Source organism: Bacillus sp. FSL R5-0447, assembly GCF_038606125.1.
Lineage (GTDB): Bacteria > Bacillota > Bacilli > Bacillales > Bacillaceae > Bacillus > Bacillus velezensis.
The window spans coordinates 3,594,643-3,610,395 of sequence record NZ_CP152012.1; the positions used below are offsets into that span (position 1 = coordinate 3,594,643).

Annotated in this window: 13 protein-coding genes and 1 other annotated feature; of the genes, 3 read left to right on the top strand and 10 right to left on the bottom strand. The window is 47.6% G+C overall.

Features of this window, described 5'->3' with window-relative positions; all coding sequences use genetic code 11:
* Positions 1-127: 127 nt before the first annotated feature.
* The 7 genes from eno to NYE68_RS18255 form a co-directional block, all read right to left on the bottom strand.
* Positions 128-1,420 carry a phosphopyruvate hydratase gene (eno, locus tag NYE68_RS18225; RefSeq protein WP_007409956.1) on the bottom strand — a complete coding sequence of 431 codons (1,293 nt, stop codon included), beginning with the start codon at positions 1,418-1,420 and terminating at the stop codon, positions 128-130.
* Positions 1,421-1,447: 27 nt separating this feature from the next.
* Positions 1,448-2,983, bottom strand: coding sequence for a 2,3-bisphosphoglycerate-independent phosphoglycerate mutase (gpmI, locus tag NYE68_RS18230; RefSeq protein ID WP_003151620.1), 1,536 nt, complete (start codon positions 2,981-2,983; stop codon positions 1,448-1,450).
* Positions 2,976-3,737 carry a triose-phosphate isomerase gene (tpiA, locus tag NYE68_RS18235; protein ID WP_003151618.1) on the bottom strand — a complete coding sequence of 254 codons (762 nt, stop codon included), beginning with the start codon at positions 3,735-3,737 and terminating at the stop codon, positions 2,976-2,978. The genes gpmI and tpiA overlap by 8 nt, the downstream gene beginning before the upstream one ends.
* Positions 3,738-3,762: 25 nt before the next feature.
* Positions 3,763-4,947 carry a phosphoglycerate kinase gene (locus tag NYE68_RS18240; protein WP_003151616.1) on the bottom strand — a complete coding sequence of 395 codons (1,185 nt, stop codon included), beginning with the start codon at positions 4,945-4,947 and terminating at the stop codon, positions 3,763-3,765.
* 321 nt (positions 4,948-5,268) lie between these two features.
* Entirely contained in the window at positions 5,269-6,276 is a 1,008-nt protein-coding gene (gap, locus tag NYE68_RS18245; RefSeq protein WP_007409954.1) for a type I glyceraldehyde-3-phosphate dehydrogenase, read from the bottom strand.
* Between the two features lie 33 nt (positions 6,277-6,309).
* The gene (gene cggR, locus NYE68_RS18250) at positions 6,310-7,344 is read right to left on the bottom strand and encodes a gapA transcriptional regulator CggR (protein ID WP_003151607.1); all 1,035 of its coding nucleotides are present in this window, start codon (positions 7,342-7,344) and stop codon (positions 6,310-6,312) included.
* Between the two features lie 264 nt (positions 7,345-7,608).
* On the bottom strand, positions 7,609-9,003 hold the full coding sequence (locus NYE68_RS18255; protein WP_003151605.1) for a sugar porter family MFS transporter: 1,395 nt from the start codon (positions 9,001-9,003) through the stop codon (positions 7,609-7,611).
* Between the two features lie 256 nt (positions 9,004-9,259).
* Here NYE68_RS18255 and NYE68_RS18260 point away from each other — a divergent pair, with 256 nt between their 5' ends.
* On the top strand, positions 9,260-10,348 hold the full coding sequence (locus NYE68_RS18260; RefSeq protein WP_061860888.1) for a GntR family transcriptional regulator: 1,089 nt from the start codon (positions 9,260-9,262) through the stop codon (positions 10,346-10,348).
* Positions 10,349-10,384: 36 nt separating this feature from the next.
* Here NYE68_RS18260 and NYE68_RS18265 read toward each other — a convergent pair whose 3' ends face one another.
* Entirely contained in the window at positions 10,385-11,392 is a 1,008-nt protein-coding gene (locus NYE68_RS18265; protein WP_007613877.1) for an LLM class flavin-dependent oxidoreductase, read from the bottom strand.
* 275 nt (positions 11,393-11,667) lie between these two features.
* Between NYE68_RS18265 and NYE68_RS18270 the strand changes: the two genes are divergently transcribed.
* The gene (locus NYE68_RS18270) at positions 11,668-12,075 is read left to right on the top strand and encodes a hypothetical protein (protein WP_060674061.1); all 408 of its coding nucleotides are present in this window, start codon (positions 11,668-11,670) and stop codon (positions 12,073-12,075) included.
* Positions 12,076-12,107: 32 nt separating this feature from the next.
* Here the strand turns inward: NYE68_RS18270 and NYE68_RS18275 are convergent, their stop codons facing one another.
* Positions 12,108-12,986, bottom strand: a complete 879-nt coding sequence (locus tag NYE68_RS18275; RefSeq protein WP_064115361.1) for a LysR family transcriptional regulator — start codon at positions 12,984-12,986, stop codon at positions 12,108-12,110.
* 97 nt (positions 12,987-13,083) lie between these two features.
* On the opposite strand from NYE68_RS18275, the gene NYE68_RS18280 reads away from it, so the two are divergent.
* On the top strand, positions 13,084-14,001 hold the full coding sequence (locus tag NYE68_RS18280) for a DMT family transporter (protein ID WP_003151595.1): 918 nt from the start codon (positions 13,084-13,086) through the stop codon (positions 13,999-14,001).
* A gap of 34 nt (positions 14,002-14,035) precedes the next feature.
* Here NYE68_RS18280 and NYE68_RS18285 read toward each other — a convergent pair whose 3' ends face one another.
* Positions 14,036-15,376, bottom strand: a complete 1,341-nt coding sequence (locus NYE68_RS18285) for an amino acid permease (RefSeq protein WP_007407366.1) — start codon at positions 15,374-15,376, stop codon at positions 14,036-14,038.
* A gap of 62 nt (positions 15,377-15,438) precedes the next feature.
* Positions 15,439-15,678: a binding site (T-box leader), on the bottom strand.
* Positions 15,679-15,753 lie beyond the last annotated feature (75 nt).

The following is a 15,753-nucleotide window of genomic DNA, read 5'->3' on the forward strand; positions in this document are numbered from 1 at the left end:
AAGAACACTGATTCCTTTAAAAAGGGGAAAAATGAATATTATTGACCAAATGAAGATGATGAAAAAGGAGGCAAAAGCCCGGGAGCATAAAAAAACGCCGGGAGAATATCTCCCGGCGTCCATTCCATTACTTATTCAAGTTATAGAAAGAGTTGATACCGTGGTATTGAGCAGTTTCAGCCAACTGATCTTCGATGCGAAGAAGCTGGTTGTATTTCGCAACACGGTCCGTACGGGACGGAGCACCTGTTTTGATTTGTCCTGCATTAGTTGCCACAGCGATGTCAGCGATTGTGCTGTCTTCAGTTTCACCTGAACGGTGAGAGATAACGGCAGTGTAGCCCGCGCGTTTCGCCATTTCGATCGCATCGAATGTTTCAGTCAATGTACCGATTTGGTTTACTTTGATCAGGATAGAGTTGCCTACGCCGTTTTTGATACCTTCAGCAAGCTTTTTCGTGTTTGTAACGAAAAGGTCGTCACCGACAAGCTGAACTTTTTTGCCAAGACGCTCTGTAAGAAGTTTGTGGCCTTCCCAGTCGTTCTCGTCAAGTCCGTCTTCGATAGAGATGATTGGGTATTTAGAAACCATTTCTTCGTACCAGTCAACCATTTCAGCAGATGTTTTCACAACACCTTCGCCAGACAGATGGTATTTGCCGTCTTCTTTGTTGTAGAACTCAGAAGATGCAGCATCCATCGCAAGTTTCACTTCTTCGCCAGGTTTGAAGCCGGCTTTTTCGATCGCTTCAACGATTGTTTGAAGCGCTTCTTCGTTAGAACCAAGGTTCGGAGCGAATCCGCCTTCGTCACCTACAGCTGTGTTCATTCCTTTAGCAGAAAGAACTGATTTCAGGCTGTGGAAGATTTGAGCGCCCATGCGAAGCGCTTCACGGAAGTTAGGCGCGCCTACAGGCATGATCATGAATTCTTGAATGTCTACGTTGTTGTCAGCATGCTCTCCGCCATTTACGATGTTCATCATCGGTACAGGAAGCGTTTTTGAGTTGAATCCTCCAAGGTATTGGTAAAGAGGAATCTGTAAGAAATCAGCAGCTGCGCGCGCACAAGCCATAGATACGCCAAGGATTGCGTTCGCACCGAGTTTGCCTTTGTTTTCAGTTCCGTCAAGCTCGATTAAAAGCTGATCGATTGCGTTTTGTTCAGTTACGTCAAAGCCGAGAAGCTCTGGAGAAATGATTTCGTTTACGTTGTTAACAGCAGTTAACACGCCTTTTCCAAGGTAACGGTCTTTGTCGCCGTCACGAAGCTCAACCGCTTCGTATTCACCTGTAGAAGCTCCGCTTGGCACTAATGCGCGGCCGAAAGCTCCTGTTTCTGTATATACTTCAACTTCAACTGTTGGGTTGCCGCGGGAGTCAAGGACTTCGCGTGCATAAACATCAACAATGTATGGCATGAGTTTGTCTCTCCTTTTGATTTACGCTTATTTTTGAATTAAAGATGTTCCGGTCATTTCTTTCGGTTTTTCAACACCGAGAAGGTCTAATAACGTTGGTGCGAGGTCGCCTAGGATTCCGCCTTCGCGCAGCGTCACGCCTTCTTTCGTCACAATGACAGGGACTGGGTTTGTCGTATGGGCAGTGTGCGGTTCGCCTGTTTCTGTAATCAGAATGTCCGCATTACCGTGATCAGCGGTAATGATGGCATGTCCGCCTTTAGCGATGATGGCGTCAACCACTTCGCCTAAGCATTCGTCCACTGCTTCAATTGCTTTAATCGTCGGTTCGACCATTCCGGAGTGGCCGACCATGTCAGGGTTTGCAAAGTTCAGGATGATCGCGTCGTGCTTGTCAGCCGCGATTTCTTTTACAAGAGCATCCTTCACTTCATACGCGCTCATTTCAGGCTTCAGGTCATATGTCGCGACCTTCGGCGAGTTAATGAGGATGCGCTCTTCGCCCGGGAATTCTTCTTCGCGGCCGCCGCTCATAAAGAACGTAACGTGCGGATACTTTTCAGTTTCTGCAATGCGAAGCTGTTTTAACCCGTGCTGTGCCAATACTTCACCGACCGTATTGTCAAGGTTTACCGGTTTAAAAGCCACATATCCGTCAACAGATTCACTGAAGTGAGTCAGGCAGACGAAATACAGGTTTTTCGGATGATTTTCACCGCGGTCGAAATCGCGGAAATCTTTGTTGGTAAACGTGTTTGAAATCTGGATGGCGCGGTCTGGTCTGAAATTATAGAAAATCACAGAATCGCCGTCATGAATTTTCGCAACGGGTTCACCGTTTTCTTTTGTGATGACGGACGGAATGACGAATTCATCATGAATGCCGTTCGCATATGAATCGTCGACTACATCCATCGCGCTGCGGTAAGACGGGCCTTCGCCGTAAGCCATTGCGCGGTACGCTTTTTCCACACGGTCCCAGCGTTTGTCGCGGTCCATGGAGTAGTAGCGTCCGGAAATGCTGGCGATTTCGCCGACACCGATTTCTTCGATCTGCTCATTCAGCTGCTGAATGTAAGTTTTCGCTGTTTGCGGACCTACATCGCGGCCGTCGAGGAAACCGTGAATATACACCTTCGTCAGTCCTTCACTTTTCGCAAGCTTCAGCAGCGCGAATAAATGATTGATATGACTGTGTACGCCTCCGTCAGAAAGAAGGCCGAACAGGTGAAGCGCTTTGTCGTTGTCTTTCGCGTTTTTGATGGCGTCAAGGAACGTTTGATTGCGTTCGAATTCGCCTTCGCGGATGGCAACGTTCACGCGTGTTAAGCTTTGGTACACAATACGTCCTGCGCCGATATTCAAATGACCGACTTCAGAGTTCCCCATCTGTCCTTCAGGCAGTCCGACTGCTTCGCCTGATGCCGTCAGCGTCTGATGAGGGTATTGGTTCCAATAACGGTCGAAATTCGGTTTTTTCGCTTGTGCGACTGCGTTTCCGACTGTTTCATTGCGTAATCCGAACCCATCAAGAATGATGAGTGCAGCTGGTTTTTTACTCATATTGACCTTCCTCCAATAATTGAACGAATGACTGCGGTTCAAGGCTTGCGCCGCCGACCAAAGCACCGTCAATATCGGACTCTGCCATATATTCTTTAATATTTGCAGGTTTTACGCTGCCGCCGTATTGAATGCGGAGCTTGTCAGCAGTTTCCTGGCTGAAGCTTTCAGCAACGACTTTACGGATATGCGCGCAGACGTCGTTAGCATCTTTCGCTGTAGAAGATTTGCCTGTTCCGATTGCCCAGATTGGCTCGTACGCAATAACGGAAGCGGCAACTTGCTCTTCAGAAAGACCCGCAAGACCTTTTTTCACTTGATCGGCAACAAGATCATTTGTTTTTCCGGCTTCGCGCTCTTCAAGCGTTTCACCTACGCAAATGATCGGCACAATGCCGTGTTTGAAAGCGGCATGCGCTTTTTTGTTAACTGTTTCATCAGTTTCAGCGAACATTTCACGGCGCTCAGAGTGGCCGATGACGCAGTAATCCACGCCAAGGTCTTTCAGAGCGACCGGGCTTATTTCACCTGTGAACGCACCGTTTTCTTCAAAATGCATGTTTTGGGCGCCGACTTTCAGGTCAGTTCCTTTAACAGCAGAAGTCAGCTTTTCTAAGAAAAGAGCTGGTGCGCAAACAACGGCTTCCGCTTTGTCTGCTGCTGGAATGGAAGATTTCACTTCTTCAACGAAGCTGACAGCCTCGCCGAGTGTTTTGTTCATTTTCCAGTTACCGGCTATAATTGGTTTTCTCATCTGTTCCACTTCCTTATAGCAGTTTTTATTTATCGTTCAGCGCAGCTACACCTGGAAGCTCTTTGCCTTCCATGAATTCAAGGGATGCGCCGCCGCCTGTTGAGATATGGCTCATTTTGTCAGCAAGGCCGAATTTTTCAACGGCTGCCGCAGAGTCTCCTCCGCCGATGACAGAGTATGTATCGTTTGCCTCTGCCAATGCTTCAGCCACTGCTTTTGTGCCTTGAGCGAACAAGTCGATTTCGAATACGCCCATCGGTCCGTTCCATACGACAAGTTTGCTGTTTTTGATAACTTCAGCGTACGTTTCGCGGGTTTTCGTTCCGATGTCGATCGCTTCTAAATCACTTGGGATCTCAGAGATCGGCACGATTTGGACGTTTGCATCGTTAGAGAAATCATCAGCAACGAGAACGTCTTCCGGCATATAGAATTTAACGCCTTTTTCTTTCGCGCGGTCCATGAATGATTTTGCAAGTTCGATTTTATCTTCTTCAAGAAGAGATTTACCGACTTCATAACCAAGCGCTTTTACGAATGTGTAAGCAAGACCTCCGCCGATGATCAAGTTGTCCACTTTATCAAGCAGACTTTCGATTACGCCGATTTTGTCTTTTACTTTCGCGCCGCCGATGATTGCCGTAAACGGGCGCTCAGGATTTGTCACGGCTTTGCCGAGAACGTCAAGCTCTTTTTCCATCAGGAATCCTGCAACCGCCGGCAGATGCTCGGCAATTCCGGCTGTAGATGCGTGAGCACGGTGGGCAGCACCGAATGCGTCATTGACATATACATCCGCTAGCTCAGCAAATGCTTTAGCAAGCTCAGGATCGTTTTTCTCTTCACCAGGGTAGAAACGTACGTTTTCCAATACAAGAACGTCTCCGTCCTTCATATCAGAAATTTGTGCTTTTACAGCATCGCCGTAAGCTTCATCCGCTTTTTTCACTTCTTTGCCGAGCAGTTCGCCTAAGCGTGCAGCGACAGGAGTTAAACGAAGCTCCTCAACCACTTCGCCTTTCGGGCGGCCTAAGTGGCTCGCAAGAAGGACTTTCGCGCCTTGGTCTGCAAGGTGTTTGATTGTTGGAAGCGCAGCGCGGATACGAGTATCGTCTGTTACTTCCCCGTCTTTCATTGGAACGTTAAAGTCAACGCGGCAGAATACGACTTTGCCTTTTACGTCGATGTCTTTTACTGTTTTTTTATTCATGCCTTAGGAGATCCTCCTTCAAAATGGTTTGCATAGCACGAAAAACGTGAAACGTGAAACCGCCTCATGATGCTTCCGCCGCGGGGCAGATTGCAGCTTCCGGACACGGGGCAGATCGTTTTCTGAGCCAGGGCAGGCGGCTCAGAAAACGAAAGTGCCGCGGAAACTTCAAAACGCGGACGTTCTGCAGCAATCCGGCGCTTTCTGAAAGCCGGTTCTCATGGAAAAAGGGAAAGGGAGTCCGTCCCCTTCCCTTGTCCGCTTTCATTATAGCGTTTCTGTCCGAAAGAACCAAGTCCGGCCCTTTCCGGGAGCTATGAATTAAAGACCTTGTTTTGCGATGTAAGCTGCAAGGTCAACAACGCGGTTAGAGTAGCCGCTTTCGTTATCGTACCAAGAGATTACTTTTACCATGCTGCCTTCCATAACCATTGTAGAAAGAGCATCGATTGTAGAAGAGTTAGCATTGCCGTTGTAGTCTCCGGATACTAATGGCTCTTCGCTGTAGCCAAGGATTCCTTTAAGATCGCCTTCAGCCGCTTCTTTAAGAGCTGCGTTTACGTCTTCAGCCGTTACGTCTTTGTTAAGTTCAGCAACTAGGTCAACAAGAGAAACGTTTGGAGTCGGCACACGCATAGCTCCGCCGTTCAGTTTGCCTTTCAGTTCAGGAAGAACAAGGGAAACTGCTTTAGCAGCACCAGTTGATGTAGGAATGATGTTTTCAGCTGCTGCACGCGCACGACGGTAGTCTTTGTGCGGAAGATCAAGAATTTGCTGATCGTTTGTGTAAGAGTGAACAGTTGTCATCATACCGCGTTTGATGCCGAATTTGTCGTTAAGTACTTTTGCAAACGGCGCAAGGCAGTTTGTTGTGCAAGATGCGTTAGAGATAACATCGTGGTTAGCCGCATCGTATTTGTCTTCGTTAACACCCATAACGATTGTGATATCTTCTTCGTTAGCAGGAGCAGAGATGATAACTTTTTTCGCGCCTGCTTCTAAGTGTTTCGCAGCGTCTGCGCGTTTTGTGAAGAAACCAGTAGATTCAACTACGATTTCAACGCCTTGTTTGCCCCAGCTGAGTTTCGCAGGATCGCGCTCAGCAGAAACTTCGATTGTTTTGCCGTTAACAACAAGGTTGCTGCCGTCAACTTTAACTTCTGCATCTAATTTTCCGTGTACGGAATCATATTGTAAAAGATGAGCAAGCATGTTAGCGTCTGTTAAATCGTTAACCGCTACTACCTCAACTTCAGGATTGTTTAATGCTGCGCGGAATACGTTACGTCCAATACGACCAAAACCGTTAATACCGACTTTTACTGCCATGATTATTTCCTCCTTTAAATAAGTGAGAGATATTTATATTGAGGGACTGTTATCCCTTAATAACTTCTTTGCGGCTCCTTCGTCCGTGACGAGAACCGTGTTTCGCTGCTTTTTAAAATAAGCTTCGATTGCTTCTGCTTTTGATGATCCGCCCGCTACCGCGATAATGTCGGGAATGGCATCGAGGTCATCGAGCTGCATTCCGACTGAATGCACCTTGTGAACGACTTCTCCGTCCGCATTAAAGTAGTAGCCGAATGCCTCTGTCACCGCATGATTGTCATCTATTTTCTTCAAATCTTCCAAAGGCGTGTTTCTTCGCTCCGCCATTGTTCTAGCTTCGCCGATTCCGTGAACGAGCATACTCGCTGATTTAATCGTGTGAAGCACCTCTTTTACGGAAGGCTCTTCAATAATAGATGAGTAGGCGCCTTGTGACAGCTGCCCGGGAACGAACAAAAGCCGGTAAGTGCCTGAAGCCTTTTCCGCCATATGCGCGCATATGGTGTTCGCCTGGTTTTTCACATCTTCGCCTAAACCGCCTCTTGCGGGCACAAACAGGAGCTCGCGGTTTTTTGAATCCGGCGTCATCATATCGGCGACGGCTTCAATTGTCGTACCGCCGGTTACAGCGACGATATTTTTGCCTGAAAATCTCTTTTTCATACATGCAACGGCCGCTCTCCCTAATTCTTTTTTGACCCAAGGAGATTGGTCGCTGTCTCCGGAAACGATAATGGCGTCTTTCAGATTAAGCCGCTCTTTTAATGTCTTTTCCAAAAGCGTCAACCCTAAAACATCCTTCATCGTATCTTCCAGAATCGAAAGCAGTGAATAGCCCTCTTCCGTCATTGTCATGCCGTTTGTTTTAATATCGATGAGATTCTGTTCTTTCAAAAACTGAACCTCGCTTCTGAGAACGCGCTCGGTCAATCCGAGGCTGGCTGCAAGACTTCTGCGGCCGATCGGTTCGGTAAGCCTGATATACTGCAAGATTTCAAATCTTTTCTGCATCACAAGCAAAAGATCAGGCAATAATTTTTTTTGAGCTTGTATTAACTGGTTCATGACTCAAACGTTCCTTCCTATTCATACTGGACAGAAAATGTCCCGCTATGACAAAAAACGTCCCATCATAGCCAAAAAAAATTATGTCTGCTTTCTTTAATTATTTTAACAGGATGACTTTGTTAATTCAACTGTTAAAGGTCAATTCCTCGACATTCTTCGCAGGATTTTCCAGTATCTCCTTGATACAGTCATTATATACAGAAACGGAATGAAGGTGACAGACAAAAGCCCGCCGGAGCGGACTTTTGTCGTAAAACGCTTTCATTTTATCCAGAGTTTTTCTATTTCTTCTAATGATTTATTTTTCGTCTCAGGACAGATCGTCACGACAAACAAGAAACAGAGAATATTAATGACGGCGAATATCCAGAAGGTGTACGCGAGCCCTAACCCGCTGATCATCATCGGCACGAACTGGCCGATCGCCCAGTTGGCCCCCCATAAGAATATCGTCGCAATACCGGCGGCGCGTGCGCGGAGGTGATTCGGAAAGATCTCCGAAATCATGATCCACGTAATCGGCCCGACCGATACGCAGAAAGCGGCGACGAATCCCAATATGATGACGACTAAAGCCGGACCGCTCGCCAGCTGAAAATAAAAGGATGCCCCGATTAAGATCATGAACAGCGCCATAAAGGCAGATCCGACCCCCATCAGCTTTTTCCGGCCCACCTTATCGACTAAAAGAACCGCGATAATGGTGAAAATCACTTCAACGACACCGACGATGCATGTCGTGATAAACCCCGCATTCTGTCCGAAGCCCATCATTTTGAAAATTTCCGGCCCGTAATACGTAATTGCGTTCATGCCGATGACCTGATTGAATAAAGCCAGCAGAATCCCGATCACAAGCGCTTTTCTCAGCCCCGGTTTAAACAGCTGAGACAATGACCCCATTTTTTCTAATTGTAAAGACGTTTCGATTTGTTTGATTTCTTCTTTCGCGGTCTGCTCGCCGTTAATGCGCGTCAGCACGGCGAGGGCTTCATTCCGGCGCCCCGCTTTCGCAAGCCAGCGCGGACTTTCCGGCACGATAAGCAGCACGATAAAAAAGATGACGGACGGAATCATGCCGTAAGCGAGCATCCACCGCCAGCCAGTGTGCACTCCCCATTCATACGAGCCGGACTGCTGGACGGCGAGGTTAATAAAATAAGTGCCGGATATCCCTAATATCGTAAACAGCTGATACAGTGAAGACAGACTGCCGCGTATGGCCGGCGGAGCGGCTTCGGTAATATACGTGACAGAAAGCGAGGAGCCCATGCCGATTCCCAGACCGCCGATGACTCTGGCGATCACTAAGGAAGACACACTTTGAGAAAGCGCAGAGACAACCGCTGACACCGCAAACAACAGCGCCGCTGCCATCAAAATCTTTCTCCGTCCGAAACGGTCACTCAAAAATCCGGAAATCCCGACGCCGAAAACACCGCCGATCATAATGCTTGAAATCACGAGCCCTTCCATAAAAGGACTTAAGCGGTACAAATCTTTCAGAAAACCGATGGCGCCGGAAATCACCGCCGTGTCATAACCGTACAAAAGCCCTCCCAGTCCGGCCGCGCATGAGATGAGAATGACGAACCACTTGGAATGCTGCCGAGTGACAGGTACATTTGAGCCAATTGGTGCCGGGTGATTCTTCATGAATTTTACCCTCCCGCGAATAATAGAATAAAAACGCTTACAAATCTGAGTGCGGCGCTTGATGTTGCTTTGTTTTCTTCAGAACCGCCACATTTGTACGTACTTATAAAGAATTTTATCTAAAAATAAGGAAAATTAGTACGTACAAATAAAGAATAAGCAGTTTTTCATAATCTGTCAATTATTTTTACAGCTTGATGAAAGGGCTTACTATGTTATACTGGAATTTGTCCGTATACATTTTGGAGGAATTGATATGCTACCGAAATATGCTCAAGTAAAAGAAGAAATTTGTTCATGGCTGAATCAAGGAAAAATACAGCCGGACGAAAAGCTGCCTACGGAAAATGAGCTGATGCAGCAGTTCGGCGTCAGCCGCCATACCATCAGAAAGGCGATCGGAGATTTGGTCTCGCAGGGGCTGCTGTACAGCGTTCAGGGCGGAGGCACCTTCGTCGCTTCACGCACGGCGAAATCAGCCATGCATTCAAACAAAACGATCGGCGTCATTACAACGTACATATCAGACTATATTTTCCCGAGCATTATCAGGGGAATCGAATCTTATTTAAGCGAACAGGGCTATTCCATGCTGCTGACGAGCACCAACAACAATACAGAAAGTGAACGGCGCGGTCTTGAAAACCTGCTGTCCAAAAATATAGACGGGCTGATTGTCGAGCCTACGAAAAGCGCGCTGCAGACGCCCAACATCGGCTACTATCTCAATCTGGAGAAAAACGGCATTCCGTTTGCCATGATTAACGCCTCTTATGCGGAGCTGGCCGCACCAAGCTTTTCCGTCAATGATGTCAAAGGCGGCATGATGGCTTGCGAATACGTCATGTCCCTCGGCCACACGCACATTATGGGAATCTTTAAAGCGGATGACACGCAGGGCGTCAAACGGATGAACGGCTATCTGCAGGCGCATCGGGAGCGCGGGATTTTCCCGTCTCCGGACATGATCGTCACTTACACGACTGAAGAAAAAGAAACCGTGCTTCTTCAAAAAATTAAACATACCCTTGAGCAAAACAGCGAATCACACCCGACGGCCATTCTTTGCTACAATGACGAAATTGCGCTGAAGACGATTAATCTTCTCAGGGAATTCGGGTTAAAGGTGCCTGATGACGTATCGGTCATGGGCTATGACGATTCACATTTCGCCCAGATTTCCGAGGTGAAGCTCACCTCTGTCAAGCATCCGAAATCCATTATGGGGAAAGCGGCGGCAAAATACGTCATCGACTGCTTAGAGCATAAAAAACCGAAGAAGGATGACGTCGTGTATGAACCGGAACTCGTCATCCGGAATTCAGTCAGGCGGATCGGCGAATAAAAAAAGCAATGTGCGCGGCACATTGCTTTTTTTTGCTCAGCTGTTTTTTAATTCGGCGATGATCTCAAATGATCTCATTCTGTCAGCATGCTCAAAGCTTTCTGAATTCACCATGATTTCATCCGCCTGTGTTGTCCGGATGAAGCTTTCCAGCTTTTCCTTCACACGCTCCGGTCCGCCGACGATCGTTGAACTGAGCTGTTCATTGACCATCGCTTTTTCATACGGCGACCAGATTTGATCCATGTCTTCAACAGGAGGCTTCAGCTGGTTCGGCGTGCCGCGGACGAGGTCTAAAAATCTTTGATAATGCGATGTTGCCAGATGCTCCGCCTTTTCGTCCGTATCGGCGGCAATGACGGTGACGCCGACCATCGCGTACGGTTGATCCAGTACGTCTGACGGACGGAAGGAGCTGCGGTACAGCTCAAGGGCGGGCACGGTGTTTTTCGGTGAGAAGTGAGCCGCAAAGGCGAACGGAAGCCCGAGCTCTCCCGCAAGACGCGCGCTGAAGCCGCTTGAGCCCAAAAGCCAGATCGGCACGTCCAGCCCTTCGCCCGGAATGGCGCGGACTTGATTGCGCACATTGCCGGACGGTTTGAAGTAATTTCTCAATTCTTCAAGCTGCTCCGGAAAATCTTCCCCGCTGTTTATGTTTCTTCGTAAGGCTCTCGCCGTTAATTGGTCGGTCCCCGGCGCGCGTCCGAGCCCCAGGTCAATCCGCCCCGGATACAACGTTTCAAGGGTTCCGAATTGCTCCGCGATCACAAGTGAAGAATGATTCGGCAGCATAATACCCCCAGAACCGACGCGGATTTTTTTCGTGCCGCCGGCGATGTGGCCGATCAGCACCGCCGTTGCCGAGCTGGCGACTCCTTCTATATTATGATGCTCCGCAAGCCAATAGCGGTTATAGCCCCACTCCTCGGCGCGGCGCGCTAAATCCATGCTGTTGCGGAACGATTCAGCAACCGTTCCCCCCTGTACGACCGGCGATAAATTCAATACGGAAAACGCAGTATCTTTCAATGTATGTTCAGCCATCGTTTTCTCCTTTATGGTTTAGTGTAAGCAGATCTTAAACAAGGTCTCTACCACACACCTTACCACAGCTTTTCCCGTGAGTTAAACAATTTGATTCGATGATCTTCGAACAATCAGTCAGCGGTCGTCACTAGTGAACTTTGTATGAATGAATCTATTACATTCAGATATGATGAGCTTTTCATCCTATAAAAGTGAAAATCTATCGTTGAAAGAACAAACCCAATAATGTTAAGATATGTATGATATTGAATAGGAAGGAAGTCATTGTCTATATGCGTAAAAAAATCTTAATGGCACTCACAACAGCTTTACTGGCAGCTATCTTCTTTACAGGAAACACCGATAAGGCATACGCCGCAGACTTTTATTCCGGCACTGAGCAGAATTTAAATGTAAGCGGATTTACCGATGCCTCCTACTACACGAAAAAAGCGAAAAGTGTCGATTTTACTCTCAGTACAGCGTATCCGTCAAATCGAACCTTTAAAGGAAACCTATACTTACAGCGAAAGTCCGGAAAGAAATGGACGACTTGCAAAAAGACAAGCTTCACTTTCAAATATCACGTAACTAAGTCATTCCCTTTAAAAGGATGCAAGACAGGTTATTATCGTGTCAAAGCCACGTTCAGCGGTTCAAAACTTGTCAATACGACAAACTCTTTTAAAATTAACCGATAAGATTCAGGGCCCTATGATTATTAGGGTCTTTTTTATTCGTTCTTTGTGAGTTCCTGCGCGATTTGAATAAAAAGTTTTGCCGCCAATGAAGCCTCCTTTACGGACGGAACGGCAAGCAGAACATCGCGGTACACCGCCTGATTCAGGTCTCTTGTCACGACATTGTCCGGCAGCGATATTCCCGACATAGACATTTGTGATAATATCGCAATCCCCAGCCCTTCTTTAATCATGCTGATGGACGTATTGACGTTGTAAACAGTGAATGCGGCAGTCAGCACAGATCCTGCCTCCTTAAACATATCAATAAACGGTGATTCGTATCCTCCGTCACAGATGATCATCGGCTGTCGGTCAAGATCTTTCAGAGTAATTGACTCACAGCTGCAAAGCGGATGATCATTTCTAAGCACGACGGCCATTTTATCTTTTTTCAGCGGCAGATATTCCATGTCTTCCGTAGGAAAAAGAGTGATCCCCACATCTATTACCCGGGAGCGGAGCCATTCCTTTACTTCGTTAACCGTTCCTTCATGCAGTACCAGCTCAAGCTTCGGATACCGATTTTTAAACACGCTGATCAGCTTTGGAATGAAATAAGCGGAAGCGGCCGGAAATGTGCCGATGTGAATCGTTCCCTGTTCAAGCCCTCTTTCCGCGGCCGCCAGCTGCTCGGCTTTTTCTATCCCTTTGAGCACCTCTCTGATATGAACGAGAATTTTTCCGCCCGTGTCCGTGAGCCTTACGCCGTTGCGGCGCTCGCGGATGATCAGCTTGATGCCGAGCTCTGACTCAAGCGCAGAGATGGCATGGCTGACAGCGGGCTGCGTCATATTCAGCGCCTGCCCCGCTTTTGTAAAGCTTCCCGTTTCAGCGATTTGAACAAAAACCCGCAGTTGTGTAATCGTCATAACGTTTTACTTATGCTCCTTATAAAAAAGATTCATTTTATTTATCTTACTGATTACCGTATCATATGATGGAATTGTTCTACAAGGAGTGAACGACGTGAAACAGCTTTCGAAAATACAGACGGCTCTTATGCTGGCGTTTCTAGTCACGGTGTGGGGAATTAACTGGCCGCTGACAAAGGCCGCACTTGCCTATTCGCCGCCTCTTCTGTTTGCCGGAATCCGCACGCTGATCGGCGGACTTCTATTATTAATGGTGGCGCTGCCCCGTTTTAAAAAGCTGCGTTTTAAAGAAACGTGGCCGATCTATCTTATTTCTGCCATTTTAAATATTACTTTATTTTACGGCCTGCAAACGGTCGGCTTGAATTACCTGCCTGCCGGCTTATTTTCAGCCATCGTGTTTTTCCAGCCGGTTTTAATGGGCGTTTTTTCTTGGCTGTGGCTCGGGGAATCGATGTATCCTTTAAAAATAGCCGGTCTTATTCTGGGCTTTGCCGGTGTCGCCGTCATCAGCGCAGCCGGTTTCGGAGGCCATATTTCCATCGCCGGCATTCTTTTGGCCTTAGGCTCCGCGGTCAGCTGGGCGCTCGGCACGGTATATGTGAAAAGAACGGGCGGACGCGCGGACTCTATTTGGATGGTCGCTCTTCAGCTTCTGATCGGCGGCGTGCTGCTTGTCAGCTCCGGCCATTTTTCAGAAAGCTTTTCAGCGATTCAATGGAAAGCTCCGTTCATTCTCAGCCTTCTGTTCATTTCAGTTTTTGTTATCGCGCTCGGCTGGCTCGCCTTTTTTACGCTTGTCGGTTCAGGGGAAGCAAGCAAGGTTGCCTCTTACACCTTCCTGATCCCGCTCATATCTATTGTCGTCAGCTCGATATTTCTGCATGAGCCGCTGACCGTCAGCCTTTTAGCCGGACTGCTTCTGATCGTCACAAGCATTTGTTTTGTGAATATAACACCGAAGAAACTGAAAACACCTGCTCTGGCCGCAGAAAAAAAGGCCGTTCATTAAAAAAACTCTTGCCGCGGGGCAAGAGTTTTTTTATTTATTGACGTCTCCCTTTCACGAGATACGCAGCCGTAATGAGGAGATAGATGGCCGCAGTGATGCATGTGATGACGATGGACGTCGTCGCAATTACTCCGATTAGGATGGCCAAAAGCGCAAGCACCGCGAACCATGTCGTATACGGGAACCATTTGACGTAATAAGCCGGCTGTTCTGTTGAATGTTTTCTTGATTTCAAATGGGCGAATCCGATAATCAGCCAGATGAACAGCACGGTATAGCCGAGGGAACCCATCAAATAATTAAATGTCTGGCTTCCTGCGAATAAAGAAATCAGGACGCCTACATATAAAAATGACGTACAAGTCAGAATCGCATAAACGGGAACCTTTTTCTTCGATAGTTTTGAAAAGATTTTCGGCAGCCGGCCGTCAGAAGCCTGCGTAAACAAGACGCGGGATGACCCGTACAGTCCCGAGTTCATAGACGAGATAATCGCAAGAAGAATGACGGCATTCATAATATGGTCGGCACCCGGAATTCCGATCATCTTAAATACTATGACAAACGGGCTTTCGGGAACGCTGTTGACTTGATTCCAAGGAATCAGGCTGACGATGATGAAAAACGGCAGCAAGTAAAAAGCGACAATCCGCGTTAACGTGCTTCGGACAGCTTTCGGGATCACCTTTTCGGGGTTTTTTGTCTCCGCCAGCGTGACGCCGATGATTTCCGTTCCGCCGTATGAGTAGATCACGACGAGCATCGCCGTAATGACACCCCCCGCTCCATGCGGGAAAAACCCTCCGTGATCCGTTAAATGAGACAGCCCCGGCGCCGTGTGATTGCCGAATGAGAAAAATAATAGCAGAATCCCGCATAAAATAAAGATGACAATCACTGTAATTTTAATGAGCGCGAGCCAGTACTCCGTCTCGGCAAACAGTTTCACAGAAAGCATGTTTACGACCGTCACCACAATGGAAATGATCAAAGCCAATATCCATATCGGACATTCCGGCAGCCAATATTGAATGAAAATGGCGGCTACGACCGCCTCAGCGGCAATATTGAGCACCCACATTTTCCAATAGATCCAGTCTAAAAAGTATGCAGCGTACGACCCGAGAGACTGCTGAACCAAATCACGGAACGTCCTTGCATGTTTGTTTCTGACAGCCATTTCGGCCAGCCCCTGCATAATAAACAGCAGAATGATTCCGCCGAGGAGGTAGGCCAGCAGCACGGACGGCCCCGCTTCATCAATCGCCGTGCTGCTGCCTTTAAAGAGCCCGGCCCCGATTGCGCCTCCAAGCGCCATCATCATAATGTGTCTGGACGACATCGTCCGTTTTAACGTTTGCTTGTCCTTTTCCATCTATCACACGCCCTCTCGCAAAAAGTGTTCATCACATAAAAAAGCACGCCGCCTCTTTTTAGAAAAGAGACGGCGTGCCTCAGGCAGCCGCGGTACCACTCTTGTTGATCCCGAATATCCGGAATCCAGCTTAAAAACCTTTTAACGAAGGTCAGCCGTTAGGACATAGGGAATATTCCGATAATTCCGTTCCGCCCTGCCACTTCCGGGCGAGTTCAAAGAACAATCAGTCCGCGTTGCACCAACCCGCGGCTCTCTTTTTCTGATTGGATTCTTTTACTGCTCCCGTTCACAGTGTTTTATGTTAAATGAATCTCTTGAGTTTTTATTTTCTGAATATAGTAACATAATATACAGTCTTCTATTTTCAAAGTCAA